At 31.2% G+C, this 26,323-nt stretch carries 21 protein-coding genes; 12 read left to right on the top strand and 9 right to left on the bottom strand.

Annotated features, from left to right (window positions below):
- Nucleotides 1-231 precede the first annotated feature (231 nt).
- The 4 genes from D1816_RS00295 (at nt 232) to D1816_RS00280 (ending at nt 5,530) form a co-directional block, all read left to right on the top strand.
- Nucleotides 232-765: a hypothetical protein gene (locus tag D1816_RS00295; protein ID WP_066311263.1), complete on the top strand. Its 534-nt coding sequence runs from the start codon at nt 232-234 to the stop codon at nt 763-765.
- A gap of 302 nt (nt 766-1,067) precedes the next feature.
- Nucleotides 1,068-2,468, top strand: coding sequence for an ATP-binding protein (locus D1816_RS00290; protein WP_066311266.1), 1,401 nt, complete (start codon nt 1,068-1,070; stop codon nt 2,466-2,468).
- A gap of 126 nt (nt 2,469-2,594) precedes the next feature.
- Entirely contained in the window at nt 2,595-3,884 is a 1,290-nt protein-coding gene (locus D1816_RS00285; protein ID WP_066311269.1) for a carboxypeptidase-like regulatory domain-containing protein, read from the top strand.
- A gap of 191 nt (nt 3,885-4,075) precedes the next feature.
- Entirely contained in the window at nt 4,076-5,530 is a 1,455-nt protein-coding gene (locus D1816_RS00280) for a S41 family peptidase (protein WP_066311272.1), read from the top strand.
- Between the two features lie 9 nt (nt 5,531-5,539).
- Here the strand turns inward: D1816_RS00280 and D1816_RS00275 are convergent, their stop codons facing one another.
- Complete coding sequence (locus D1816_RS00275; protein WP_066311275.1) at nt 5,540-5,728, bottom strand: hypothetical protein; 189 nt, start codon at nt 5,726-5,728, stop codon at nt 5,540-5,542.
- A gap of 189 nt (nt 5,729-5,917) precedes the next feature.
- On the opposite strand from D1816_RS00275, the gene D1816_RS00270 reads away from it, so the two are divergent.
- Nucleotides 5,918-6,424, top strand: a complete 507-nt coding sequence (locus tag D1816_RS00270; protein ID WP_118500752.1) for a lipocalin family protein — start codon at nt 5,918-5,920, stop codon at nt 6,422-6,424.
- A 122-nt stretch (nt 6,425-6,546) separates the two neighbouring features.
- On the opposite strand, the gene D1816_RS00265 is transcribed toward D1816_RS00270, so the two are convergent.
- The 3 genes from D1816_RS00265 to D1816_RS00255 all read right to left on the bottom strand — a co-directional run bounded on the left by D1816_RS00265 (nt 6,547) and on the right by D1816_RS00255 (nt 12,213).
- The gene (locus D1816_RS00265; protein ID WP_066311281.1) at nt 6,547-6,876 is read right to left on the bottom strand and encodes a hypothetical protein; all 330 of its coding nucleotides are present in this window, start codon (nt 6,874-6,876) and stop codon (nt 6,547-6,549) included.
- A gap of 362 nt (nt 6,877-7,238) precedes the next feature.
- Nucleotides 7,239-8,681 (bottom strand): rubredoxin, encoded by a 1,443-nt coding sequence (locus D1816_RS00260; protein WP_118500750.1) that lies wholly within the window; start codon nt 8,679-8,681, stop codon nt 7,239-7,241.
- Nucleotides 8,682-8,688: 7 nt separating this feature from the next.
- Nucleotides 8,689-12,213 (bottom strand): nitrate reductase, encoded by a 3,525-nt coding sequence (locus D1816_RS00255; RefSeq protein ID WP_118500749.1) that lies wholly within the window; start codon nt 12,211-12,213, stop codon nt 8,689-8,691.
- Between the two features lie 538 nt (nt 12,214-12,751).
- On the opposite strand from D1816_RS00255, the gene D1816_RS00250 reads away from it, so the two are divergent.
- From D1816_RS00250 to D1816_RS00215, 7 genes are all read left to right on the top strand, one after another.
- Complete coding sequence (locus D1816_RS00250; protein WP_066311287.1) at nt 12,752-13,180, top strand: globin family protein; 429 nt, start codon at nt 12,752-12,754, stop codon at nt 13,178-13,180.
- A 50-nt stretch (nt 13,181-13,230) separates the two neighbouring features.
- On the top strand, nt 13,231-14,091 hold the full coding sequence (locus D1816_RS00245; RefSeq protein ID WP_066311288.1) for a DUF3365 domain-containing protein: 861 nt from the start codon (nt 13,231-13,233) through the stop codon (nt 14,089-14,091).
- 507 nt (nt 14,092-14,598) lie between these two features.
- A complete protein-coding gene (locus tag D1816_RS00235; protein WP_118500747.1) occupies nt 14,599-15,639 on the top strand; it encodes a ferredoxin--NADP reductase in 1,041 nt (346 codons plus the stop codon).
- 8 nt (nt 15,640-15,647) lie between these two features.
- On the top strand, nt 15,648-16,370 hold the full coding sequence (locus D1816_RS00230) for a cytochrome c3 family protein (protein WP_066311295.1): 723 nt from the start codon (nt 15,648-15,650) through the stop codon (nt 16,368-16,370).
- A gap of 12 nt (nt 16,371-16,382) precedes the next feature.
- Complete coding sequence (locus D1816_RS00225; protein ID WP_066311299.1) at nt 16,383-16,742, top strand: hypothetical protein; 360 nt, start codon at nt 16,383-16,385, stop codon at nt 16,740-16,742.
- A gap of 18 nt (nt 16,743-16,760) precedes the next feature.
- Entirely contained in the window at nt 16,761-18,146 is a 1,386-nt protein-coding gene (locus tag D1816_RS00220) for a cytochrome c biogenesis protein ResB (protein WP_233565261.1), read from the top strand.
- On the top strand, nt 18,143-19,933 hold the full coding sequence (locus D1816_RS00215) for a cytochrome c biogenesis protein (RefSeq protein WP_118500745.1): 1,791 nt from the start codon (nt 18,143-18,145) through the stop codon (nt 19,931-19,933). The genes D1816_RS00220 and D1816_RS00215 overlap by 4 nt, the downstream gene beginning before the upstream one ends.
- Nucleotides 19,934-20,256: 323 nt before the next feature.
- Here the strand turns inward: D1816_RS00215 and D1816_RS00210 are convergent, their stop codons facing one another.
- The 5 genes from D1816_RS00210 to D1816_RS00190 all read right to left on the bottom strand — a co-directional run bounded on the left by D1816_RS00210 (nt 20,257) and on the right by D1816_RS00190 (nt 26,154).
- Complete coding sequence (locus D1816_RS00210) at nt 20,257-21,657, bottom strand: MFS transporter (protein WP_066311305.1); 1,401 nt, start codon at nt 21,655-21,657, stop codon at nt 20,257-20,259.
- A gap of 216 nt (nt 21,658-21,873) precedes the next feature.
- On the bottom strand, nt 21,874-22,698 hold the full coding sequence (locus tag D1816_RS00205) for an ABC transporter ATP-binding protein (protein ID WP_066311308.1): 825 nt from the start codon (nt 22,696-22,698) through the stop codon (nt 21,874-21,876).
- A 9-nt stretch (nt 22,699-22,707) separates the two neighbouring features.
- Nucleotides 22,708-23,571: an ABC transporter ATP-binding protein gene (locus tag D1816_RS00200; protein ID WP_118500744.1), complete on the bottom strand. Its 864-nt coding sequence runs from the start codon at nt 23,569-23,571 to the stop codon at nt 22,708-22,710.
- Nucleotides 23,572-23,582: 11 nt separating this feature from the next.
- The gene (locus D1816_RS00195) at nt 23,583-24,680 is read right to left on the bottom strand and encodes an ABC transporter permease (protein WP_066311313.1); all 1,098 of its coding nucleotides are present in this window, start codon (nt 24,678-24,680) and stop codon (nt 23,583-23,585) included.
- 73 nt (nt 24,681-24,753) lie between these two features.
- Complete coding sequence (locus tag D1816_RS00190; RefSeq protein ID WP_066311318.1) at nt 24,754-26,154, bottom strand: CmpA/NrtA family ABC transporter substrate-binding protein; 1,401 nt, start codon at nt 26,152-26,154, stop codon at nt 24,754-24,756.
- Nucleotides 26,155-26,323 lie beyond the last annotated feature (169 nt).

The following is a 26,323-nucleotide window of genomic DNA, read 5'->3' as shown; positions in this document are numbered from 1 at the left end:
AAAACAAAAAGATACCAAGTCGCAACATATCAGTGTTTACGGGGGATACCCCAATTTTGAGTAAAATTTTTACAAAATAAATCGATTTTATCTGTAAAAAAAGTGATTTTTTCACATAAAAAGTTGTATATTGTCGTTGATTTTATGTTTTACAACGATAAAAACAAGTTTAAAGTAAGTAAATTCTTACTTTTTGATAATTGAGGTTTAACCCTAAAAACCAAACTTAATATGAAAACACTTTTACCCCTACTAGTCTTGTTCTTTACAAGCATTGCATTTGCAAATACAAAAATTGACATTTCCTACAAGTTAATGTTTGTTACAGAAAATACTGTGATAGACGGCTTAGATGAAAACACCGAAGAAGGTGTTATATTTATCACAGAGAGTTTACATGTAGAAGAAGGAGCACGCGTTAAAGTAAGAAACGCATGTTTAATTATACTTGGAGATATCACTGGAAAAGGAATCATCGATATTGATGAATCTGCCACTGTTACTCTAGAAGGAGAAAAGCAAGGACGATTTACATTTATCAATAGGTTCTTAGCAGATGATACCTGCCAACAAAGTACAGATCAAAAAACATTCAGACACATCATAGAGGTACCACAAGGACTTAAATATAGTCTTTACTCTCTAGATGGAAGACTATTGGATAAAGGTACGATTGATGACTATATCCAACACTTAGTTGATCCAAAAACATATTTATTAAAAATAGAAGGGTACAAATTAAGAAAAATAGTATTTAAAGGTTAAAATCAATCATCAAAAGTAAGGTTCATTAATCCGCGGTACTTAGTTACCGCGGATTTTTTTTATCTCATTCACTTTTTTATTATCCAAACATCATAATTTTAAGGAATCATCCCATTCATTTAATAAACAAACACTTACATTACAACTAATATTTGAAATAAGAAAAAGGTCATTTCACAAAAAAGGATTTTCACTTTTTTTTAAAAACCTTATATTTATCAAGTAATCCCCTAGATAATTAAACACGTACCTCCATTTTAAATTAAAAACAAAGTAAAACAGTACCTAATATAAGAGCGTGCATGCAAATAACATGGTTTAAATCTGAAGCATTTAAGTATACTTGTTACGGAATAGTATTTGGCTTTCTATTTCCTATACTTGCTACATGTATTGATATTGTTAGGTTTGATCTTGGATTTTCTTGGCAATCTGCAAAATATGTTCAAGAAAAGTATCCAATACATTATATTATAGATACGGCTCCGTTATTTTTAGGTCTCTTTGCTATGTTTGGTGGAAGAAACTTGGATAAACTAAAAGAAACGAATAAACAAATCTTAAAAGCTTCTCAATTTAAGCATGATTTTTTGGCTAATATGAGTCATGAAATAAGAACACCAATGGTAGGTGTTATTGGAATGATAGATTTACTCTTTAAAAACACTAAATTGAATAACATTCAAAAAGAGTATGTACATACAATCCATCAATCTTCACTTAATTTATTGGATATCTTAAATCAAATTTTAGATCTTTCTAAAATAGAATCTGGAAAATTTGAACTTTCTCCATCTTATATTGATTTTAATCAACTTATCGAACAAAACGTTGGGCTCTTTCTTGCAATAGCTAAAGCAAAAGAAATTGATATTGTATCAGATTATTCTAAAGATCTACCACAACATATTATAGCCGACAATAATCGCTTATCGCAAGTTATTTCTAACCTAATAGGAAACGCTATAAAATTTACAGATAAAGGAACGATTACTATTAGAGCATTTCTTGTATCTCAAAAAAACGATACTATAACAGTTAAAGTAGAAATTATTGATACAGGAATAGGTATCAGCAAAAAAGATCAGCAAGAATTGTTTGATCGCTTTAGTCAATTTCATGAAACTTCCATCTCCTCTACAACAGGCAGCGGTTTAGGTTTAGCAATATGTAAAAAATTAGTACATCTAATGCAAGGAACCTTGGATGTAAAAAGCGAGATAAACAAAGGAAGTAATTTCTCATTTACTTTTGTAGCCAAAACATCTAATATTTCTATTCAAAATAATATCAAAACCGCAACTACCAGTAAAATACCTCAGTATAATTTACATGTTTTACTGGTAGAAGATTCTGATACCAATATTCTAGTTTCCACGCAAATTTTAAAATATTTAAACTGTACCGTAGATATTGCCAAAAACGGTAGAGAAGCTCTAACACTATTTAAAGAGGACACATATGATCTTATTTTAATGGATATTAATTTACCTGAACTCGATGGAGTACAAACATGCAACCTTATAAAACAAAAATACAATAATGTACCGCCTGTTATAGCACTTACTTCCAACGCGCTTCCTGGAGATGCCGAACGCTTTATTGCAAAAGGCCTCGATGACTATATAACAAAACCATACACTACCGAAATCCTAAATATTAAACTTAAAAATTGGTTTGGTGATCATTACGAGTATCATTAAAATAGTTGTTTTTCAAAGAAAACTAATGGTTTTAACGGTATATTGATTAACTACTCTAGTAAAATTTAGTATCTTGTATACTGCGATAATATTCGTAAATTAAATAATAAACTAAAAATTTGAGTCATGAAAGAAAAAAGTGTTTTACCTCTTAAAAAACACCTCTCCTCGATATTACTCATTCTTCTGATTATTGGCTATGCTACAAACTTAAAAGCATCGTCTTATTTTCAAGATAACAATTACAATGAGTATAAAGGTTTAGTGGTGAGTAGTGAAAATAATGATCCAATAGTATCTGCAACTGTATCTATTAACAATACCAACATTTCTACTGTAACAAATGATGAAGGGAAATTTTTATTAAAAGTACCGAAAGAAAATATCGGCAATAAAATAACAGTTTCATCTCTTGGATATAATGATAAAGTGCTTGAATTGTCTGCTTTCAATGATAAGGAGTTAAAAATAAAACTTACTACATCTATCACCGAATTATCTGAAGTTAATATTGACCCTAAAGATCCTAACGCTTTAATACGTGAAGTAATGAAGAAAAAAGGATCTAATTATCTTAATGATAACACCATAATGACTGCTTTTTATAGAGAAACAATAAAGAAAAGACGTACTTATGTTTCTTTGTCTGAAGCTGTGATTGATGTGTACAAGAACCCTTATGATTCTCAAAAAACAGATGTTATTAAATTATATAAAGCAAGAAAAAGTGCCGATTATAAAAAGCTTGACACACTAACCTTAAAATTACAAGGAGGACCAACAACTACATTGTATATTGATGTGATGAAAAATCCTGAAAATGTTTTCACTCAGGAAATGCTAAAATTTTATGATTTTAGTTTTGCACCGTCTACAAAAATTAATGATAAGTATATCTATGTATTAAATTTTAAGCAAAAGGAAATTATTAAAGAACCTTTGTACTTTGGAAAACTTTACATAGATGCACAAACATTAGCGATGACTAAAGCTGTTTTTAGTCTTAACATGCAGGACAAAGAGGAAGTGAGTAAAATGTTTGTTAAGAAAAAACCAGGAAATGCTAAAGTTTACTTTACAGAAGCATCTTATAATATTGATTACCGTCAAAAGAATGGAAAATGGTATTATGGATATGGCAGAATTGACCTCGCAGTCAAAATCAATTGGAGAAAAAAATTATTTAACTCTAATTATAAACTAAATGTAGAAATGGCAATTACCGATTGGAGAAAAAATAAAGATAAAGAAATAATTAAACCTAAAGATCGATTAAAATCATCTGTGGTAATTGCCGATGAAGCCTCTGGGTTCTCGGATCCAAAATTTTGGGGTGAATATAATGTTATAGAACCTGAAAAATCAATTGAATCTGCAATCAAAAAAATACAGAAACAAATAAGAAAACTGAATTAACTCACAAAATTCTATCCTTATAAAAAACACGTATTTTACATATACGTGTTTTTTTATTTTCAATATGCTAATTAACAGTACTAGATGATTCTATTTTATTACTTTTACTCCCACAAAAACTAAAAAAGCTTGCAACACCTAGCAATCTTAATAAGTCACTTAAAAGAAAACTTACGTTTCAAAATTATCGAATGAAAGAAAAATTTTTGATCGCTCTATTTGGGTTATTGATAAGTACACTAAATGCGCAAAAGAATATGGATTCCCTTGCAGTTAGTAAAGATTTAAAAATTTTTGAAAACATTTTAAAAAAAGGACACCCTGGTCTTTATCAATATATCAAACAAGATTCTTTAGAGTATATTTTTAACACAGCAAAAGAATCCATTAATGACAGTCTAACAGATATTGATCTTTATAAAAAGATGTTAAGCATTACAAATGAAGTAAAAGACGGACACCTATTGCTATTTGCGCCTAATACTATAAAAACAGATCAATATTATTTTCCTTTAATCTTAAAAATCATAAATACTCAGTTTTATACTGATACAGATGATTTTAATATTCCTATTGGTTCTAAAATAAATACTATAAACGGACAAGACACCTCTAGAATACTTGAAAATCTTAAAAAATATGTAGCCACAGATGGTCATAACCTAACCCGAAAGTATCGAGAAATAGAATTAAAATTCGGACTTTTTTATGCCTATGAATACGGCATTTCAAAAAACTTCAGTATTACTTACACAACTCCAGATGGAATTAAAAATGATTTGGATTTAGATGCAGAGTCTTTTATCAAAGTTAAATTAAGGAATACGAAACGTAACTCCTATTTTGCAAAATACCACCAAAAGAAAAATAATTTTGACTATTTTGATAAGCATATCAATAATAAAGCACCTTTCGTATATTACAAGGATGAGTTAAATACTGCGGTTTTGGTCATAAACTCGTTTGGAGGAGATATTAGTCAGTTTAAATCTAAATTGATAAAAATATTCAGAGAAATTAATAAGAAAAAAATAGAACACCTTGTTATTGATATACGGCAAAATGATGGAGGGTATAGACCTAATAGCGTTCACCTATACTCATTTATTACCAAAAACCCTTTTAAGCAAATAAAAAGTCAATCTATTATTTCTTTATCTGTTCCTGAGAAAAAATATGCCACGAGAGTATTCTTAAATGAAAAGGATTTTCTAGAAGATAAATTTAAAAATCACCCAACATATGATGGTTGGAGAATTACTTTTGATGATTTAGAAACCATAATGGCACCTCAAAAAAACAGATTTAATGGCAAAGTATATATCTTGATTAGCGGAGCTACTTTTTCTGCTGCTTCAGCATTTGCCCTGAATGCAAAAAACAATCCGGATATTACTCTTATTGGTGAAGAAACTGGTGGTGGATATTATAAATCTTTTGGAATGTTTCCTGTTTACTACGAATTACCAAATTCTAAAATCACTATGGTAATGTCTATGGTACAAATAGAACAGTATACTAAAGAAACGTCAATTCCTTTAGGTTCGGGTATACCTCCGGACAAAAATATTATTCACTCTGTAGAAGATTTAATTTTAGGTAAAGATGCAGAGTTAGACTATATCTTTAGACTCATAAAAGGATAAGTAGTTGTTTTATCCAATATAAGTATTTACACTGGTTATTAATTTACAGGAATTGTGAAGCATTTGCTTAAATCGTAACGCAAGGTTCTCATCATCAAATTTCATAGCCTCGCTTATACTAGAAGACAAAACTAATTCTCCTATAAGGTATTCAACAAAATAACTTTGATCTTCCGTTAAAAGCACATATTCATTCATATACTAAATTTATAAAGAGCTTTTATACTTATGTATTTCTACAAAACCCCTTTCTATACTAAAGCAAAAGTATGTCATAAATCAATATCTAAAATTTATCAATCGAATACTTTTACACATAAGTATTAACAATTCTTTTTAATCATAGTAGGTATTATTTTTGATAGGTATTTAATCTAAAGTACAATTATGAAAATACTACACCACTTTGCTTTTTATAGTTTAATGATTATAATTTCTACTTCCTGTTCACAAAAAACAAACTATAAACTACCAAAAAATGCAAAAGAACTATTAGCTGGAGAAAAAGGAAAAACCTGGAAAATATCAAAACGTATTAACGAAGGTACGCGAATGAATATGAGAGGTTGTTTTTTATCTTACAGAATTACCTATAATCCAGATGGTAATATGCAGGACAACAATGAAGAACAAGAAGATTGCGGACCATCACTTAGAGGGAACTGGCAAATTTTAGAGAATAAAAATGGTATTTCCTACATAAAATGGACCAGTAATGACATTCCTGAAATTTTAAATATGAAAAGTAATCACAAATACTTTAAAATTTTAAAACTAACTAAAGACACTTTAGAATTACAACATCGACACAAACAATTTTCTAGTAAAACTACTTTTATAGACCTTTTCGTGCCCGAGCATTCAAAAGTAAAAAACAGGGATTTTCATTGGTAAAGTATCTAAAATATAAAACCGGTTACAGCACATACAGTAACCGGAAAGGTTAATTGATAGATTAGGGCATCCTATAAATATAGACGTTTCTATCGTTTTTTAAAACACATAACTAATGTTTGTTAGCTATAAGCCGTTTCTACTTTTCTAATCAGGCCTATTTCAATATATTCTGAAATTCTATCTGACTTCCCTATTTTATCCGTTTCTATTGGGATCCATCCATCAATTTTAATCATGTCATTAGGATTACTACTAAAAAACATTTCATATTCATAATTCATAGAACCATTATTAACAAAAGTAGGATTGATATTGTTCTTAGATTTATCAATTATTCTCTTTCTAACAATCTCTATTTTAGATGATAAATCCAGGTTTTCTGTATCTCTATGAACCTCTACATCCAAAAATTCTGCAATCGAAACTGTAATTAATTCTTCTAAATTCATAAGCATAAATTTTGTTTATTATTATATTAAATATTTAAAACTATCATAAAGCAAATCGAAGCTAAATGATATCTTTAAAAACAGGGATGTTTTATTAAAAACTATAATAATCAATAACAACCCCCTATTTTTATTACAAATTTATACATAAAAGATATAAAATTAAAAAACAACCCCTAATAAATAGGGGTTGTATGTCAAAATTTATGTTTTACAGAAAAATAACTTGTAGAAATTATTTTTTTAATAATTCAGAATTATAAAATTAAGCTTTTACTAATATAATAATCAAAAAAAGAATGAATTTGAGTGGATAATGTTACCAAAAAACCGAATTAAATAGCAATTAAGTCACAAAAGAATCAAATTACCTCAATGGTTATCTTTTCAAAATTACTTTTAGGCAACCCACATAAAGCACAACCATAATCATCTGACAGATCCTTAAAATCTACCCCAACAGGAATCCCTCCTACCACATCACCAACAGAAGGATCATAAACATTTTGACAATCTTTACACTGAAATACTTCTATCTCAAGAATTTCTTTTTCTACCCCTTCTCCTTGATGTAATTCATCTGGTATTGACCCTAAATTCTGAAAATATGTCTTGGTCAGTTCTAACAAAAGCCCAGGCAAATCCATTTGATCTACATCTTGTGCATACACTATATACTGCCTTGTACTAGGGTTAAAGTTCTTTGCGTACAACACATTATACATAGGCCGCACAACAAAACCTTCAATCGTTTCTGGTGCTTTATTTTCTTCTATCATTATAGAAGTAAAATATCTTTTAGAATTTCGACAAGAAGAGATCCCAAATGTAAGTCCGTAAGTACTTATATCATTTTGGTCAAAATTCATAACCAAAAACTTTTTAAGCTCAAGTGCCCTCTTATTATTAACTGGTAAATGCCAGTTCAACTCTAATGCCGAATGTCTAACATTAATACCAAATTGCCCCAATAATTTCTCTAAGGTCAATTTTGACTCCTTTGGAATCCCTTTAACAATAAACGATTTCCAAGGAGTTAGACATATTTTTCCTATTCTATGTTCTAAACAAAATTCACAAAGAGCTTTTAAAAATTTTAAATTGTAATTATTATCTCTCCAATACAATCCTAACCAGTATTGATTATCTCTCATTTTATTCATTCCCTCATAATATGGAAATGGATTAAAATTTACTTGTAGTGGTTTTTCTATTACTTTATTGTTCGTATCCAGATTCTCATTTAGATACTTAAAAAGCATTTCAACATCTTCTACACTTTCATAAATATTTTCGATTGTTTCTGCAATCTTTGCAATATCCCATGTATAAATTAGAGCTGGGTAGTAGATTTCATCCCAACCAGGTAATTTTAAAAACAAATACCAATAGTCTTCATGCGCAGAAGCTATAAAGTTTAAATCCCCAGAAAACAAAGGAACTATTTGCTGCTTTGGGTCGGTTATATTAATTTTTAATTTCGGATGATATCTAAACTCTTCTAATATATAAAGGTAAGTTGTGCCTCTTAACCAAACGGTAGCATCAAAAATATCTATGGATACATATGAGGAGCAAATATTCTGTTGTGCATGAGAAGCAAAGAAAGAAGTGTTAAAAGCAGCATGTTCTGTTATTACATCATCATTAACATTTTTCAGAGGAAATATGATATCTTGTCTGGATCCGAAATGAAAAGTATCTAAACCTAATTCCTGAACATACTCAATGATTCGTTGCAATTCTGAAGGAGATAACACGCCTCCTTTGATATCTACTCTTTGCAAAGATTTATCTTTTTCCATAATTCATTTAATTAGCTCCTTGTTTTACTCTATTTAATATTTCTTTTACTTCAGGCTTACAACTTCCGCAACCTAAACCAGCACCTGTCTTAACACATAACGCATTAAAATCATCACATCCTGAAACTATAGCTTGTTCAAGATTTCCTTCTCCTACTTGACTACATGAACAAATAAGTTTACCTATTAAAGGCTCACTAGGTTGTGATCCTCTTAGCAATTCTTCTCTTTTCTCACCTAGTTCTATTTTTTCTTCAATCAATCTCTTAAAATCGGCAAACTCTTTTTTATCTCCCATTAAGATTGCACCTAGTAAACGGTCATCTCTTACTATACACTTTTTATAAAAACGTTTTCTAACGTCCATAAATACTATTTCTTCATAAGAATAGTCATTTTTAGGTATATCAATATTACCAATACTACAAAGGTCAAGATCTTCAAACTTTAGAATATTCATAAAAACAGAACCTTTATAAACTGCGCTAAAATCACCTAGCAAGTATTTAGCAACAATATCTGCTTGTTGCTCTGCTGCAGCGGTAATACCAAACAAATTTCCTTCGTATTCTGCTATTTCTCCAATAGCAAAAATAGCATCATCACTTGATTGTAAATATTGGTTTACAAGAATCCCTCGACGGCAGTCAACACCTATTTTCTTTGCTAAATCTATATTTGGGATGGTCCCTATAGAATACACCACGGCATTACAATCAAATGATTTTCCTGATTTTAAACTCACCAATAAATCACCTTTTTCCTGCGTAAAAACAGTATCTACTTCATTATCAAAATGAATTTGAATTCCTTTTTCTATGACATCTTCTGCCAACAAACGACTAGCAACAACATCAAGTTGACGTTCCATTAATCTATTTCCGCGTTGTACAATCGTTATTTTAACTCCTTTTTTACGAAGAGCCGCGGCTAGCTCTAGCCCCAACAACCCACCACCAACAATAGTTACATGTTGTTCATGCTCAGGTAAACCTGTATCGGCAAGATATGTTTTTAATTTATCAGCATCTCCACGGTCTCGCATTGTAAATCTTCCTGGCAAATGAATAGGAACTTCTTTAGGAACAAAAGCACGACTACCTGTAGCCATTAATATTACATCATAATTATGTTTTTCACCTTTACTATCAACAATATATTTACCTTCTCTATTTATTTCTTCTATAGGATTACTTGTGGATAAAGTTACATTAAGAGACTCCATATTTCCCTCTCTCATTTTCTGTAGCTGTTCCCAAGTGAGCTCTTCACTAACATATTCGGGTAGTAACACTCTATTATAAAATGGATACGGTTCTTTTGAAAATACTATTATCTCATCTTCAGTATTATGCTCTCTATAAGTTTGGATAAAGCGATACGCTGCAGTTCCTGCTCCAATAATACAGATTTTTTGTTTTGCTTTTTCATATTTAGATACTTGTACTGCAGAAAATTTAAAATCCGGTTCTTTAGAAATAGGATCTACTATACTTGTTGTTAAGTTATTAGCTCGACCATAGTCGTTCCCTAACACTTTTCCCCAATGCATCGGAAGAAAAACTACTCCTTTACTTATTGTATCTGTAATTTTTATTTTTACTTGTACTTTACCACGTTTACTTTCTATAACAGCAATATCACCATCGTTAAGTTTACGCAAAAAGGCATCTACTTGACTTATTTCAACATATGGATCACGAATATGCGTAAGCAATTTGTTTACTTTTCCTGTTTTTGTTCTGGTATGCCATTGATCCCTTACTCTTCCGGTAGTGAGTATTAAGGGATACTTTTCTGTAATCAATTCTGAAGTAGGCTTAATAAACCTAGGTATTACAAACTTTGCGTTTCTTGTATCTGTATGAAATTTTTTATCCTCAAAAAGTCTTGACGTTCCGGGATGGTTATTTTGAGGCACGGGCCATTGAAAACTACCTTCATTTTTTAAGCGAGCATAATTAAGCCCTGTGATATCTATACTTGTTCCTTTTGTTAACGTACAATGTTCTTTATAAACCTCTTCTACAGTATTATAATCAAAACCTCTATACCCCATTTTTCTTGCAAAATTCCATAGAATTTCAGAATCCGACATAGCTTCTCCTGGTGGATCGACTACCTTACTCAAATGGGTTATACGTCGTTCACTATTTGTCATAGTACCCTCCTTCTCGGCCCACCCTGCTGCCGGCAATAATAAATCAGCGTATTCTGTTGTTTCTGATCTATAGGATATATCCTGTACAATTACGAATTTTGCTTGCTTAAGTGCTTTTTCTACTTTATTTGCATTAGGAAGGCTTACTAATGGGTTTGTGCAAATCACCCAAACCGCTTTTAGCTTTCCGCTTTCTAAAGCATCAAACATTTCTGTAGCCGTAAGTCCCGGTTTACTAGAAATTTCTTTTCCTCCCCAAAAATTAGCTACTTCTCTCCTATGTTCATCATTTGCTAAATCTTTATGTACGGCTAAAAGATTTGCCATTCCACCGACCTCTCTTCCTCCCATTGCATTTGGCTGACCTGTTAAGGAAAAAGGTCCTGATCCAGGTTTACCTATATGCCCTGTAAGTAATGACAAATTAAGCAAAGCATTATTTTTATTTACCCCAATAGAGCTTTGATTCAACCCCATTGCCCACATAGTTATAAAACCTTTAGCATCAGCAATATAAGAAGCTGCTTTTTTAATATCTGCAACACTAACACCACAGATCTTGGATGCTTCAGAGATCGACATCGCCATCAAAGATTTTTTTAACTCCTCAAAGTTATCGGTATGATTTGCTATAAAATTTTTATCAATCTTTTTTCTGTCTATTAGTCTTCTTGCAATTGCGTTATACAAAGCAACATCTGTTCCTGGCAAAATTTGAAGATGTAAATCAGCTATATCACAAGACTGTGTTTTACGAGGATCTACTACTATAATTTTAGTATTCGGATTCTTTTCTTTATGCGCCTCAATTCTTCTATATAAAATAGGATGACACCATGCCGGATTTGCTCCTGCTATCATAAAACAATCAGCTAGTTCTATATCATCATAAGTAATCGGAACACTATCTTCTCCTAACGCTTGCTTATAACCAACAACAGCAGAACTCATACATAGCCTTGAGTTAGTATCAACATTATTGGTACCTATAAACCCCTTAGCCAATTTATTAACAAGATAATACTCTTCTGTTAAACATTGTCCTGATACATAAAACCCTACACTATCGGGACCGTATTTTTTTATCATTGCGTTAAATACGGCTGCAGCTTTATCAAAAGCCTGATCCCAAGATACCCTTTGTCGGTCATGCCCTTTACTCCATCGCATTTCTGGATATAGAATTCGATCACTTTTATCCTGTACCACATGATGTAAATTCATTCCTTTAGAACACAACATACCACGATTTACAGGATGATCTGGATCTCCAGAAACGGTCATCACTCCTTTTGCATCTTTATTTGCAATGATTCCACAACCTACTCCACAGTATGAACATGTTGTTTTATACGATTTGAATACGGACATAAAAAAATTTATCAAGTTTTTACTGAGAATCAAAATTACGTATAATTACGTAAAAAACATTCTAAATAACTACGAAATAAACTAAAGACAAATTAATTATCAAATTACTAAAAGAAGTACAAAAAAAAGAAATATCAAAAATAAAAAGGCAGCCTAATTTAAAAAAATTAAATATAAAACAGCAATAAAACAACACATTACAAAGGCATTTCAAAAAAAACAAGTCTTTTACTATTTAGCATTTAGTTTATCAAAAAATATTTCAATCAAATGATTCTAAGGGTATTATAAAACTTTAAAAAACATCATTTTTATGATTATCGAAAATCAGAATACATGATTTTAAATTATTCTTATATTTTTTACTAAAAAATCATAAAAATCAACAAATAATAGGTTTTTAAGAGAATAAAATACACCTAAAATACACTTTTATTAAATATTTCATATTTGCTATTTAAGTTTAGTTCAAATATATTTGATCAAAATTAAGTATTAATACTTAAGTATTTATTTTAAAATTATAAATGATATAATTATGGAAAAAAGAACAATTGAATTGGTACAATCATCTTTTGAAAAAGTTGCCCCAATAGCAGAAACAGCTGCAAAAATTTTTTATGATAAACTTTTTGAATTGGATCCAGAGTTGGAAAAGTTATTCCCTGCCTCAAATCCCGAAGCTATGAAGGGACAAGGAAATAAGTTAATGACTATGCTCGCTTCAGCTGTTTCAGGTTTAACTCAGCTAGACAAACTAATTCCAATACTAGAAAACTTAGGAAAAACTCATGTTGGATACAATGTAGAAGTTTCTCATTATGATACTGTCGGCGCAGCTTTACTAGAAACATTATCTATCGGGCTTGGAGAAGATTTCACCCCAGAAGTAAAAGAAGCTTGGACCGAAACTTATAACGTAATGGCTTCAGTAATGAAAACAGCTGCATATGGAGAAGTAGCTTAACACAACTCTTGTGACAACACAATAATACAAACACTCATCAAAAAAAAATTATGAATCGTTACGGCATTAAAAAATTGGTTTTTCTTTTGGCAATAAATAGCATTCTGTCACTTCAATCATGCGGCGGTGTTCCCGAAGAAAAATCTTCAACTACCCAATCTAATAAAGTATTCGCTGTTGCAGAAATTTTGACTCTAATAGCAGAAGAAAATGATATTACTCGGACATTATACACCAAAGCCATTGTTGGAGCAGGCAAAAAACAAGGATTAAAATTTGATGAAGACTGGCAAGATGACGAAGTTGAAGCTGGTCCTCTTCCCGCTTTATTTTTAAGAGGAATATCATCTGACATAAGAAAAAGTCCCGTTCCTTTAGGCCTCTATTTAGGATCTGATTTCCCTATCAATGCATCAAATAAGTTCATAGGAAAACAAGCCGAACTCTTTGAGAAAATAAAAACCAATAAAGAATCTCAACACTTCTTTGAGGAAGATCAAAAACTATATACATCAATGTTTGCAGATTTAGCAGTTGCTGCTCCTTGCGTAAACTGCCATAATGAGCATAAAAACACAACAAAAACAGATTGGAAACTTGGAGATGTAATGGGGGCAACTACCTGGCAATATCCTTCGGATTCACTGTCATACAAAGAAGCAATTGATGTTATTAAAGCGTATCGAAACGGAACGAAAGCAATATATACGGCATATCTTGATGAAATAGCAGCTTTTAAAATAGATAGCACGAAACCATCTATAGGAAATAAGTGGCCTTCTAAAGGTTTTTTTCTTCCTACTGCTGAGGTATTTATTGATAGTGTTAGAAAATTGACTTCATATAAAAGCTTTGAAAAATTATTAGCAGATTCTGACAAAAGAAAAAACAATTACCTAGTTTCTAATTAAAGAATTAAATAAAAGTGAATAAATCAGGGAGTTTTATACTTATTGGCAGTATCCTATTCTTAGTGTATATACTGCAATACATTCTTAATTTGAGATGGGTTGTATTATATGACTTACAGCTTAACGAAAATTATAAGCGATGGTCTGGAGTATTTGTTAGCGCATTCATACTTTTTCAATGGATACTTACTTTTACAAGAATATCAAAAAGGCTGAGAAAGTATGCAATGCAATTCACCTACATTCACAAGTGGGTAGGTATCCTATCTCCTATTTTTTTCTATCTCCATGCTATGGAATTTGGGTATGGCTACTTAGCACTTTTGTCCTATATATTTTTCATTAATATGATACTCGGAACTATTAATTTAGATATTATAAAAAGCACAAAAAACTGGATATTTCAATCCTGGATGATAACACACGTCGCACTTTCGTTCTTCATTACTTTTTTAGTCCTTTTTCATATAGGTGTCGTCTTTTATTATAAATAAAAAATTAAATCTCATGTTATTAACTGTTAAAGATATAATACCAGAAACAAAAGATACTGTTAGTGTAATATTAAAAAACAATCTTTTTTTTAATAAAATAAGATATAAGGCTGGTCAATTTCTTACCGTAAAAATCCCAATTAAAAATAAAATTGAAAAAAGAGCTTATTCTTTTAGCAGCAGTCCTGTAACGGATAATTTTTTAAAAATAACGGTAAAAAAAGTTGAAAAAGGTCTAGTTTCTAGTTATATCTGTGACACACTTAAACCAGGTCAAAAAATAGAAATCGAAAAACCAGCAGGTAGTTTTTATGTAGTACCAAACAAAAATACACAATTCAACTATATCCTGTTTGCAGCTGGTAGCGGAATAACCCCCATCTTTTCTATTATTAAAACAGTATTAGAAAAAGAGCCTTTATCCAAAATAATTTTGATTTACGCCAATAGAAATGAAGAATCTACCATTTTCAAAAAAGCAATAGAAAATTTAGAAGAGAAATACCCTAATTCCTTTGCTGTAGAACATATTCTGGAAAAAAAGAGTTCAGAGAAACCTAATTACCATCAAGATTTATTAAACAAAGAACTCGTAGATAACATCTTAAAAAAACATCATGCAACCTATGAGAAGGGAAACTATATGATGTGCGGACCTCATGGGTTTATGGATAAAGCCAAAGAAATTCTTTTAGAAAGAGGAATTACAAGAGACAAAATCAAACTAGAAGCTTTCAATACTAACCTCATAACATCAAGTGATGCAAAAAAATTAGAAAGCGCTGTCACTATATATCATGATAATAAGAAACACATACTTGATATCAAAGGAGACAAAACGATATTACAAGCTGCTATGGCCAATAATATTATGCTACCATATTCATGCAGATCAGGAATGTGCAGTAGTTGCAAAGCAAAATGTATATCTGGTACAGTAAAAATGATAGATGGCCATTTTCTTTCAGAAGAAGAAGTTGAAGAAGGACATATACTTACTTGTATAAGTTTTCCAAGATCCAATAATGTAAGCATAAGTTTTATTAACGATTAGACAAGTACATGCTTAACAGAAACCCATTACGAAAAAGACAATACGTAGGTACAATAATTGGAATTACGGTTACAATTATTACGTATATAATTCTACCTTTAAAACAGACAGAAGATTTTCTAAGCTTAGGCCCCCTTAATACCGGTCATGAAGGTTTATCCTGTAATGCTTGTCATACAGATGCTAAAGGCAGTTTAATTCAGCAGTTACAATCCAATATTGCTTATACTTTTGGCACCAGAAAAACTAAAGTGGATTTTGGAACACAAAATGTTGATAATAAAAAATGCATCGCATGTCACGATCGTCCAAATGACCGGCACCCAACTCATCGATTTCTAGAACCAAGATTTAAAGATGCAATTGCAAATATTGATGCCACACAGTGCGAAACTTGTCATAGAGAACATAATGATACAAGAGTTGTTCTTGCTGAGGCAAACTTTTGTGTTAATTGCCATTACGATTTAGAAGTCAAAAATGATCCTATAGATGTTCCACACAGCACTCTTATAGCTAATAAACAATGGAATACTTGTTTACAATGTCATGATTTTCATGGTAATCATCTATACAAAGTAGCAGAAAAAATAAAAGATACTATTCCGCTACAGGAAATACAAAATTATCTAAAAGGAGGGAAAGATCCTTTTTCATCGAAAAAAAAACATCAACCTCTTAGTGAAGATGAATGGTTAAAATTGAAAACTAAGTATGTCAATTCAAAATAAAAGCAGATTATCATGAACTCTAAAAAAACCATTTTCCCTTATCTTTTTTTAACTATATCAACTCTAAATTCTTGTAAAAACAAAATTTCTTGTCAAATCCCAGAAGAAGTTACGTATTCAAAACAAATCAAAACTATTATAGAAACAGATTGTTTTTTATGTCATGCTCAAGATGTTTATAAAACAAAAGCTTCTAGAAACAAAATATTTGACTATGAAAGCTTAAAAAAATCCGGAAAGTCTGGGGTTCTTATTGGATCTATTACTCATACTAAAGGTTATATCGCCATGCCCTATAAAAAAGGAGTCAAAATAGATAGTTGTAATATTGAACTTATCAAGAAATGGGTGCAGACCGGAATGAAGAATTAACTACTAATTACAAACTAATTGAAATACCTATTAAATACTCTTTTTTCTAGTCGGTTTAGTGGATTATTATTACTCTTATTTGCTATATCAATGGCCATAGCTACTTTTCTAGAAAACGATTATAACACCGAAACTGCAAAGGCTCTAATATACAATGCTAAATGGTTTGAAATACTGCTTCTTTTATTAGTCATTAATTTTATAGGCAATATCGCAAAGTACAATCTTTTTAGTATTCAAAAAGCCCCAATATTTCTGTTTCATATTGCTTTTATCATTATCATATTAGGAGCCGGGATTACTCGATATAAGGGTTATGAGGCATTAATTACGATCAAAGAAGGAGAATCTAATGATAGAATGATCTCTATTGACAATTATCTTCAGGTAATTGCTGGCAATGGCACTATAAATAAAAGTTATATCAGCAAACCAATATTAATGAGTGAGTTAGGGTTCAACAATATAACAGAAAACTTCGATTTTGAAGGAAAAAAAATCGAACTTGAACTAAAAGAATATATACCAAGAGCTAAATATGAACTAAAAGACACCATTTCAGGGCATATCTATTTACATATAGTAATTGCTGAAAACGAAAATAGAAAAGACTTTTATATCCAGGAAGGGACTCGTGAAAACATTTATGGAATATCCATTGCTTTTAATACACAAAACAAACTCAAAACTGATATTTTGATTACTAAAAAAAATGAAACATGGCATGCTTCTTTCCCAGAAATCACTGACTATTTTTCTATGATTCTTAATAAAGCCGGTTCCTATCCAAAAAATCAACTTACTCCTATCCATTTTAAAGCACTCAGCAAAATAAATAACACTCAAATTGTATTTAATAAAATAGTCGAAAACAAAGTTCGAACCCTTGTTTCCGAAGAAAAGAATTCTGAAATAAAAAATCCTGAGGCCGCTATCATTATTTCAGCAAAATCTGGAGCTGATCATAAAGAAATTACGTTATTTGGTGGCCCAGGTTATATGAATCCTTTCAGTACTTTTTTTATTAATGGCACTCATCTAAAACTTAGGTATGGTGCTAAACCCATTAAACTTCCTTTTTCAATTTACTTAAAAGACTTTAAACTAGAACGCTATCCTGGATCAAATAGTCCATCAGCATTTTATAGTGATGTAGAAATTCAAGAAAAAAACAAATTGTTGAATCATACAATATTCATGAACAATGTTTTAGATCATAAAGGTTATAGATTTTTTCAATCTGCTTATTTACCAGATGAAAGTGGTACTATTCTTTCTGTAAATTTTGATTATTGGGGAACATTAATCACTTACATCGGGTACAGTTTATTAGCTCTTGGTATGTTATTAAGTCTATTCTGGAAAAACTCTCATTTTGGATTAACACTAAAGCTTTTACGTTGAAAAAAAACATTATATATAGTTTTCTTAGTTTGATTTTAGCTACACTAAATGCTGCACAAGCACAACAGTTACATGGACTAAAACCCTATGAACTCGTTAACAGACAATATATTGACACCCACCATTGTGAAAAATTTGCCACGATACAGGTTCAGGATTTTCAAGGTCGAATTAAACCTATTAGCACATTAGCTCTAGAATTAATCCGAAAAATATATGGCAAAAATAGTTTTGACTACATTAATAAAGAAAATCAAAAAAAACAGTTAACGTCTATACAAGTGTTTATCGGAATGCAGTATAAACCGGATTCTTGGCAGTTATTAGAATTTATTAAAATTGAAAAAAAAGCTATCCCAAAGTTAAAGGAATTAATAAAAATCAATACGTCTGGACATAGTAGCGCTTCACAATTTTTTGATTTTAAAGGAAATTACAAATTGAAATCAATGGTCTCCTCTGCCTACACTAAATCCCCAGGAAAGAGAACCGTATTTGATAAAGATATTATAAAAATTGATGAGCGACTAAATATTGTCTGGAGTATCTTTAATGGTCAATTCTTAAAAATATTCCCAAAAATAGATGATCCCAATTTAACATGGTACTCACCCGTAACATCTGAAATTGAATTTAACAAAAACGACAAACATTTTGTAAACAAAATAATCCCCACTTATTTTTCTTATCTCGATTTAGGAATTGAAAAAGGAAATTGGCAAAAGGCAAATGAAACCATTGAACTAATAAAAAGTTTTCAACAAAAAAATGGAAAAGCTATTTTATTATCTGACAAAAAGGTAAATACAGAAATTTGGTTCAACAAAAATCATATTTTTTTATGGTGCCTTATTGGATATACTTGCTTTGGTAGCCTATTAATGCTGTTAAGTTTCATAAGAATATTAAAAAAGTATAAAACAACAATCAAAAGACTTATTGCAGTAGTCATGTTTTTCTTAGTAGGTGTATTCATTTTACATGCATTTGGAATTGCATTAAGATGGTATATATCAGGGCATGCCCCATGGAGCAATGGGTATGAGGCTAGTATTTTTATTGCTTGGATAGGAATGCTAGCAGGTTTTGGTTTTTCCAAAAATAGCTCATTTACTCCCGCTGCGGCCTCAATATTAGCTATATGTCTACTTGGAATAGCGCATGGTAGTCTAATGAATCCTGAAATCACAAACTTGGTTCCTGTACTAAAATCCTACTGGCTTTTAATTCATGTAGCAGTGATAACAGCCAGTTATGGGTTTCTTGCATTAGGATCATTACTGTCATTAATTACTCTTCTTTTAATGTGTATTTATACTTTAACAAACAAGCAAGAAACAGATAATACAATTCAAAAATTAACCAACACCAATCAACTTACAAGTACAATTGGCCTATATATGCTTACAATTGGAACTTTCTTAGGGGGAATTTGGGCTAACGAATCATGGGGAAGATATTGGGGTTGGGATCCCAAAGAAACATGGGCGTTAATAAGTATAATCATATATTCGTTTGTATTACACATCAGAATTATTATCCCAAAAAACTATCTATATACATATAATGTTTGCAGTTTACTAGCATTAGGTAGTCTTATTATGACATTTTTTGGGGTAAATTATTATCTATCAGGATTACACTCTTATGCTAAAGGCGATCCTTTTCCCATTCCTAAATGGATTTATATCATGATCCCAATTATCTTTTTAATTACAATCATTCCATTATTTAAAAAAGCTGTTGCTAAGAAAAGTACCCTTATGCATTATGGGCAAAAAAGTTGATTACAATCTTCTCAAGCCAAAAGCAAAATAAACTTAAAGAATATGAAATTTTTAAGTTACATGATTTAAAGTTATTTTTTTTTAACTTAAAATAACTTACCTACAAACTCATAAATAAACTTGAATTCAATAAACTGGGATAGTCTAAAAATGATATTAGAACTATTCTCTTGTTCATCAATTTTCATATTAAAAAAACCGGTTACAACTCCTTGTAACCGGCAACACAAGAAACACTTAAAGTCACCTAATCCTTTAAGGTTTCAACACTAAATCTTACAACGAAATCCTTAAGATTTTATTTTATATTTTTAATTATTCTTTTAACTATATGCGGGAATATTTTTCATTTCTTTAGCAACTGCCTTTTCATCTTCAGTAGAAAATTTAATAGCTAAAGAAACAACAGCGGTAAAAACAACAAATATCCCTATAATAAAATACCCACTAGAGACCGCTTGCGAAGAAGCTATTGCTTGTGCTGCTTCTACTGCTTCTTGCCCTAAATCTTGGTTTGCAGCAATTGCCGTTTTTTCTGCTATAGCAGATTTTGACTTTAACACCAATGCCGCTACAAAAGCTCCAACATTTCCTCCTGCACCAACAATACCAGAGATAGATCCTATGGCCTTATTATTTATAAAAGGAACAACCGAAAAAGTAGCTCCTTCAGCCATCTGAACCGTTAAACTGAAACCTACTAAAAAAACAATTCCCAATGTTAATCCAGTCATTCCAGAGAACAAAGATAACATTAGTCCTTCAATACCTAAAATAATTGCTAAAAAAAGTACACGTCCTCTTAATCCTTTTAGTTTTCCGAACTTATCTCCGAAAAAACCTCCTAAGGTTCTTGCAAAAATATTCATTAAAGCAAATGATAAAACTAGGTTACCAGCAGTAACACGTTCTAGATTAAATGTATTTTGTAAATAATCATCCATAGTACCATATACGGTTAGCTCCATACCAAAACAAGCTGCATAAACCAAAAACAAAATCCATACTCTGTAATCCTTAACAGCACTTAAAAAACTAACCTCGTCTTTTTTAGGCTGTAATAATTCTCCTTTTGCTTTTAACTCTTTATAATTACCATCTGGAGTATCTTGAGTAAAAAAGAAATATACTATTCCCATTAAAAAACAAACCACACCAGCAATGATCATACTATATCTCCAAGCATCGGTTTCTGCAATACCAAAACTAACAACAGCTGCTGCTATTAATGGCATTCCTAAACGATTAGCTCCTCCTCCTAGATTACCCCATCCGGCAGATGTTGCATTTGCAGTTCCTACTATATTAGGAGCAAACATAATTGAAGTATGAAATTGGGTAATTACAAATGAAGCCCCAATAAAACCAATAAATAATCTACACACAATAAATTGCATAGGTGTTTGAACAAAACCTATCAAAATTACTGGAATAGCTCCTAAAATCAATAACCACGTATAACAAATACGAGGTCCAAATTTATCACACAACTTACCAATTAACAACCTAGCAAAAACAGTTCCTGAAACCGCCACTATTATCGAATTCCATTTTTGGTCTGGTGTTAAGCCTAAATCTCTTACTACATCTGGCATAAATGGGACTATCCCAAACCATGCAAAGAAACACAGAAAGAACGCCACAGAGGTGATCCAAAAGGTTCTGATAGGTAAGCTTTTAAAATTTAGTAGTTGTAACGTTGTAGATTTACTATTACTATTCATGATTACTCAGTTTTAGATTTTTTATATTTAAGAGTTAAAATATTTCAATCAAAACTAAGTACAAATACTTAAAATAAAAATTTAACTAGGTATTTTATTACGTATTAATATCTATTATTATGATATTCATAATTACCAAGTAAACTATTTACTAAAAATAGAATTTTAAAGTTTATAGATTCTAAAATTGATAATTAGAATATTCTCCAAAACTAATTAATGCTCAAGAAAATTAATTAAGTGAGCCCTATATTTATAATAATCTGGATGATCCAACACATCTTTACGCAAACGAGGTCTTTCAAAATCAATTTCTAATATATCTCCAACTTTTGCTCTGGGACCACTAGTCATCATAATCACTCTATCTGCCAAAAATATAGATTCATCCACATCATGAGTAATCATTATAGCAGTAATTTTTTCTTGATTCCACACCTCAATCAATACATCCTGTAACTCACCTCTGGTTAATGAATCTAACATTCCGAAAGGCTCGTCCAATAACAATACTTTTGGCTTAATTGCAAATGCTCTAGCAATACCAACACGTTGTTGCATTCCTTGTGATAATTCTTTAGCCTTTTTATGCATAGCGTCCTCTAAACCTACTTTTGCTAAATAATATTTTACGATATCATCTCTGTCCTTTTTTGTGCCATGTGCAAAAACCTGTTTAACACCTAACATTACATTTTCATATGCAGTCATCCAGGGTAAAAGACTAGGGGATTGAAAAATAACACCTCTATCGGGACCTGGTCCTTTTATTGTTTGATTATTCACAACGATTGTACCTCTAGATATTGGATTAAGTCCTGCTATCATTGTAAGTAAAGTAGATTTTCCACAACCCGAATGACCTATTATAGAAATAAATTCTTCATGTTTTATTTTTAGATCCAAATCATCTAACACCACATAATCACCTTTTGGAGTGGGATAGATTTTGGTTAGTTGAGAAATATCCAACATATATTTATCTTCAAACAGCCCATTATCCGTTCTACGAATAATAGATTTATCAAGTATATCTTCCATACATTTTTTTTATTTAAAACTTATCCTTTGAAAAGGCATTGGCTTTATTTTAGGCTTAATATTTGGCAATACGTAAGTGTTTTTTTTTGTCGAAGAACGTTGTTCTCCAATTTGTATTAAATACTCAATAATACCATTACGCAATTTTTTATATTCTTCATTATGATTTAAAGCAGTTTTATCTCTTGGGCGCTCCAAATTAATTTTGTACTCTGGACCTAAAGTTGCTTTTGGGCCGGGTTTTAAAGGAATAATCCTATCCGCCATTAAAATTCCTTCGTCAACATCATTAGTTATTAAAAGAGCTGTTTTTTTATCCTTGTTCCAAATCTTAAGAATTTCTTGTTGAAGATTACCTCGTGTTAACGCGTCTAATGCACTTAAAGGCTCATCCATTAAAATCACCTCTGGACTCATCGACAACGCTCGAGTAACTGAAACCCTTTGACGCATTCCACCAGAAAGCTCTTTTGGCAATTTATTGATTGCAGGAAGTAAATTCACCATGTCAACATATTCTTTTACTCTTTTATTCCTATCTCTTCTTAGCATTTTTTTAAAAGCTTCTTTTACAGCCATACCGACATTATTTCCAACATTAAGCCAAGGTAATAATGAATAATTTTGAAAAATCACTCCGCGTTCATGACTTGGGCCTGTAACAGGTTTACCTTTAAAAAGAACCTCTCCTTCATCGGGCATCATAAGTCCTGAAATTAAGTTAATTAACGTAGTTTTTCCGCTTCCTGTAAATCCAACAATAGCAACAAACTCACCTTCTTCAATTTCAAGATTGATATTAGATAATACCTGAGTACGATTTTTTCCCACACCAAAAGATTTAGAAACATTTCTAAGTTCTATATATGCCATATATCAATTTTTTAAGTAGTTTCTTCAGTAAATGTCACAAACTTTTGTATGGTTAGCATAATTCTATCTAACAAGAACCCTATAATTCCTATTACAAACATTGCGACAATAATTTTTGAATTTGAATCATTAGCTCCGTTCTGGAACTCTTCCCATACAAAAGAACCTAAACCAGGGCTTTGTGCTAACAATTCAATAGCAATTAAAACCATCCATGCAACAGACAAAGTGATTCTTAAACCCGTAAAAATTAAAGGAAAAGAAGACGGCAAGATGATTTTGAAGACTTTTTGCCCTACGCTAAGCTGTAATACCTTAGCAACGTTAATATAATCCTTTTCTACAGATGATACACCCATACTCGTATTTACTAATGTTGCCCACATAGAACAAAGTCCTACACTTATAAATGAAATGATAAACGAACTATCTGAATCAGAATTTTTAGTTAGGGTTTTAACAATCATAAAAACCAATAGTAACCAAACCACAGGCGAAACAGGTTTAAAAATTTGTATTAACCAATTTACCGATGACCGCAATGTATTACTTAATCCAAGCATTATCCCTATTGGAACAGCTATAAACAACGCCAATAAAAAACCTGCAAAAACAGTTTTCAAACTTGTCAAAATCTGATCTACAAAAGATGGTCTTCCTGTGTATTTTATAGCGGTTAAACCTTGAGACTCACGTTTTTCATTTGTGGCAGCAACTTTTTCTGCAAATACAGATTTCTTTTCAGATATGATTCTATGATCTGCCAACAATGATTTATAAGCCACCCAAACTTGTGCTGGTGATGGCAAAGTATTAGGTTGACAACTAATATCACCAGACTCTATACAGGTTCTCATTTCTAAGGAAGCAGCTTCTCCTTGATCCACAAGTGCTTTTTCTATACGCGCATTTTTTTCAATGTTATATAGATACCTAGCTCCAGAGTGCCATAATATCAAGAAAAGCCCTACAGATAAAATCGGTAAGAGTATTTTCTTAAACAAGGCTACCATATTTTTCTTTATCTCTTCTCCGGCCACAAGTCTTATTGCAGGTTCAAAAAAACCTAACCCTACAAAATTTAGGATATGAATTGATCTATCTTTCATTTCTTATATTTTAAAGCATAAAATCACCGATCATCAAGCTTTAATTTGTTTGATGATCGGGTTTTAAAATTAATTATTGAATACTTGAAACTTCTTTAGTACTTTCTTTGTTTCCGATATTGAAACTATTGATATATCCTAGAGGATCTTTTGCATCATACTTTTTACCGTCAATAAAATCTGTAGTCACAGGTTTATAGCCATCTGTGTTGGGTAATTCTGTAGCTTCTAAATGTCCTTCTGATACCAATAAATTAGCTGCTTTCGTCCAAATATCAGGACGATAAATATTCTTTATTGTTTTATCATACCATTCTGCAGGTTTACTTTCTGGAATTTGTCCCCATCTTCTCATTTGAGTTAAGAACCATACACCATCAGAATAGAAAGGATAAGTAGCATTATAACGATAAAAGACATTAAAATCAGGCATTTCTCTTTTGTCACCTTTTTCAAACTCAAAAGTTCCTGTCATTGAATTGGCCAACACAACTTCATCTGCTCCAACATATCCTGGCATAGACAAGATTTTCACAGCTTCTTTACGATTTCCTGGTGTGTCTAGCCATTTTCCAGCTCTAATCAGTGCTTTTGTTACCGCAACGGCAGTATTTGGATATTTTTCTGTAAATTTTTTAGTCATTACAAATACTTTTTCTGGGTTGTTTTTCCAGATATCGTAATTTGTAGTTACTGGTACACCAATGCCTTTAAAAACGGCTTGTTGATTCCATGGTTCGCCAACACAATATCCATAAATAGTACCCGCTTCAAGAGTAGCAGGCATCTGTGGTGGTGGTGTTACCGATAACAATACCTCTGCATCTATTTGCCCTTGAATATTTTCTTTAGAATACATCCCTGGATGTATTCCCGCCGCAGCAAGCCAATATCTAATTTCATAATTATGTGTTGAAACAGGAAATACCATCCCCATTTTAAAGGCTTTACCATCGTTCTTATAGGATTCTATTACAGGCTTAAGCGATTCAGCCGAAATAGGATGAATTGGTTTTCCATCTTCTCCTTTAGGAACATTCGGTTTCATCTTTGACCAAACATCATTAGATACTGTAATACCATTACCATTTAAATCCATAGAAAAAGGAGTAACTAACTCTGCTTGTCTACCAAAGCCAGCACCTGCAGCTATAGGTTGACCGGCCAACATATGAGAACCATCAAGCTGACCATCAATAACACGATCTAAAACATTTTTCCAATTTGATTGCGCTTCAATTGAAACAAAAAGCCCCTCATCTTCAAAAAAACCTTTTTCTTTGGCAATCGCCAAAGGTGCCATATCTGTAAGCTTAATAAAACCAAACGTTAGTTGAGGTTTTTCGATAAGAAGATCTGAAGTTTTTTCTACAGAAGAGTCATTTGATGCTATTCCTTTCTTTTTTTTACCTGCACAGGATGTTAAAATCATGGCAGTAACTATAACTACAATTTTAATATAAGTTTTTTTCATAATTCTGTGTTTTGAAAATTTCACTAAGTAGAACTATTCAAAACTAAGTATTATTACTTATTTTTAATAGTTTTTAAGAAAAAAAATACGTATTCATGGCATTATTATGTATAATTCTAAAATTGATAAATCAAATTGATTTTTCAATAATTCATTTGTTAAAAAATTA

Source organism: Aquimarina sp. AD10, from assembly GCF_003443715.1.
GTDB lineage: Bacteria > Bacteroidota > Bacteroidia > Flavobacteriales > Flavobacteriaceae > Aquimarina > Aquimarina aggregata.
This window is presented reverse-complemented; position numbering and strand designations above follow the sequence as displayed.

Coding starts and splice junctions, on each gene's coding strand:
- D1816_RS00295 (WP_066311263.1), top strand. CDS start 232: ATGAAAACACTTTTACCCCTACTAGTCTTGTTCTTTACAAGCATTGCA.
- D1816_RS00290 (WP_066311266.1), top strand. CDS start 1,068: ATGCAAATAACATGGTTTAAATCTGAAGCATTTAAGTATACTTGTTAC.
- D1816_RS00285 (WP_066311269.1), top strand. CDS start 2,595: ATGAAAGAAAAAAGTGTTTTACCTCTTAAAAAACACCTCTCCTCGATA.
- D1816_RS00280 (WP_066311272.1), top strand. CDS start 4,076: ATGAAAGAAAAATTTTTGATCGCTCTATTTGGGTTATTGATAAGTACA.
- D1816_RS00275 (WP_066311275.1), bottom strand. CDS start 5,728: ATGAATGAATATGTGCTTTTAACGGAAGATCAAAGTTATTTTGTTGAA.
- D1816_RS00270 (WP_118500752.1), top strand. CDS start 5,918: ATGAAAATACTACACCACTTTGCTTTTTATAGTTTAATGATTATAATT.
- D1816_RS00265 (WP_066311281.1), bottom strand. CDS start 6,876: ATGAATTTAGAAGAATTAATTACAGTTTCGATTGCAGAATTTTTGGAT.
- D1816_RS00260 (WP_118500750.1), bottom strand. CDS start 8,681: ATGGAAAAAGATAAATCTTTGCAAAGAGTAGATATCAAAGGAGGCGTG.
- D1816_RS00255 (WP_118500749.1), bottom strand. CDS start 12,213: ATGTCCGTATTCAAATCGTATAAAACAACATGTTCATACTGTGGAGTA.
- D1816_RS00250 (WP_066311287.1), top strand. CDS start 12,752: ATGGAAAAAAGAACAATTGAATTGGTACAATCATCTTTTGAAAAAGTT.
- D1816_RS00245 (WP_066311288.1), top strand. CDS start 13,231: ATGAATCGTTACGGCATTAAAAAATTGGTTTTTCTTTTGGCAATAAAT.
- D1816_RS00235 (WP_118500747.1), top strand. CDS start 14,599: ATGTTATTAACTGTTAAAGATATAATACCAGAAACAAAAGATACTGTT.
- D1816_RS00230 (WP_066311295.1), top strand. CDS start 15,648: ATGCTTAACAGAAACCCATTACGAAAAAGACAATACGTAGGTACAATA.
- D1816_RS00225 (WP_066311299.1), top strand. CDS start 16,383: ATGAACTCTAAAAAAACCATTTTCCCTTATCTTTTTTTAACTATATCA.
- D1816_RS00210 (WP_066311305.1), bottom strand. CDS start 21,657: ATGAATAGTAATAGTAAATCTACAACGTTACAACTACTAAATTTTAAA.
- D1816_RS00205 (WP_066311308.1), bottom strand. CDS start 22,698: ATGGAAGATATACTTGATAAATCTATTATTCGTAGAACGGATAATGGG.
- D1816_RS00200 (WP_118500744.1), bottom strand. CDS start 23,571: ATGGCATATATAGAACTTAGAAATGTTTCTAAATCTTTTGGTGTGGGA.
- D1816_RS00195 (WP_066311313.1), bottom strand. CDS start 24,680: ATGAAAGATAGATCAATTCATATCCTAAATTTTGTAGGGTTAGGTTTT.
- D1816_RS00190 (WP_066311318.1), bottom strand. CDS start 26,154: ATGAAAAAAACTTATATTAAAATTGTAGTTATAGTTACTGCCATGATT.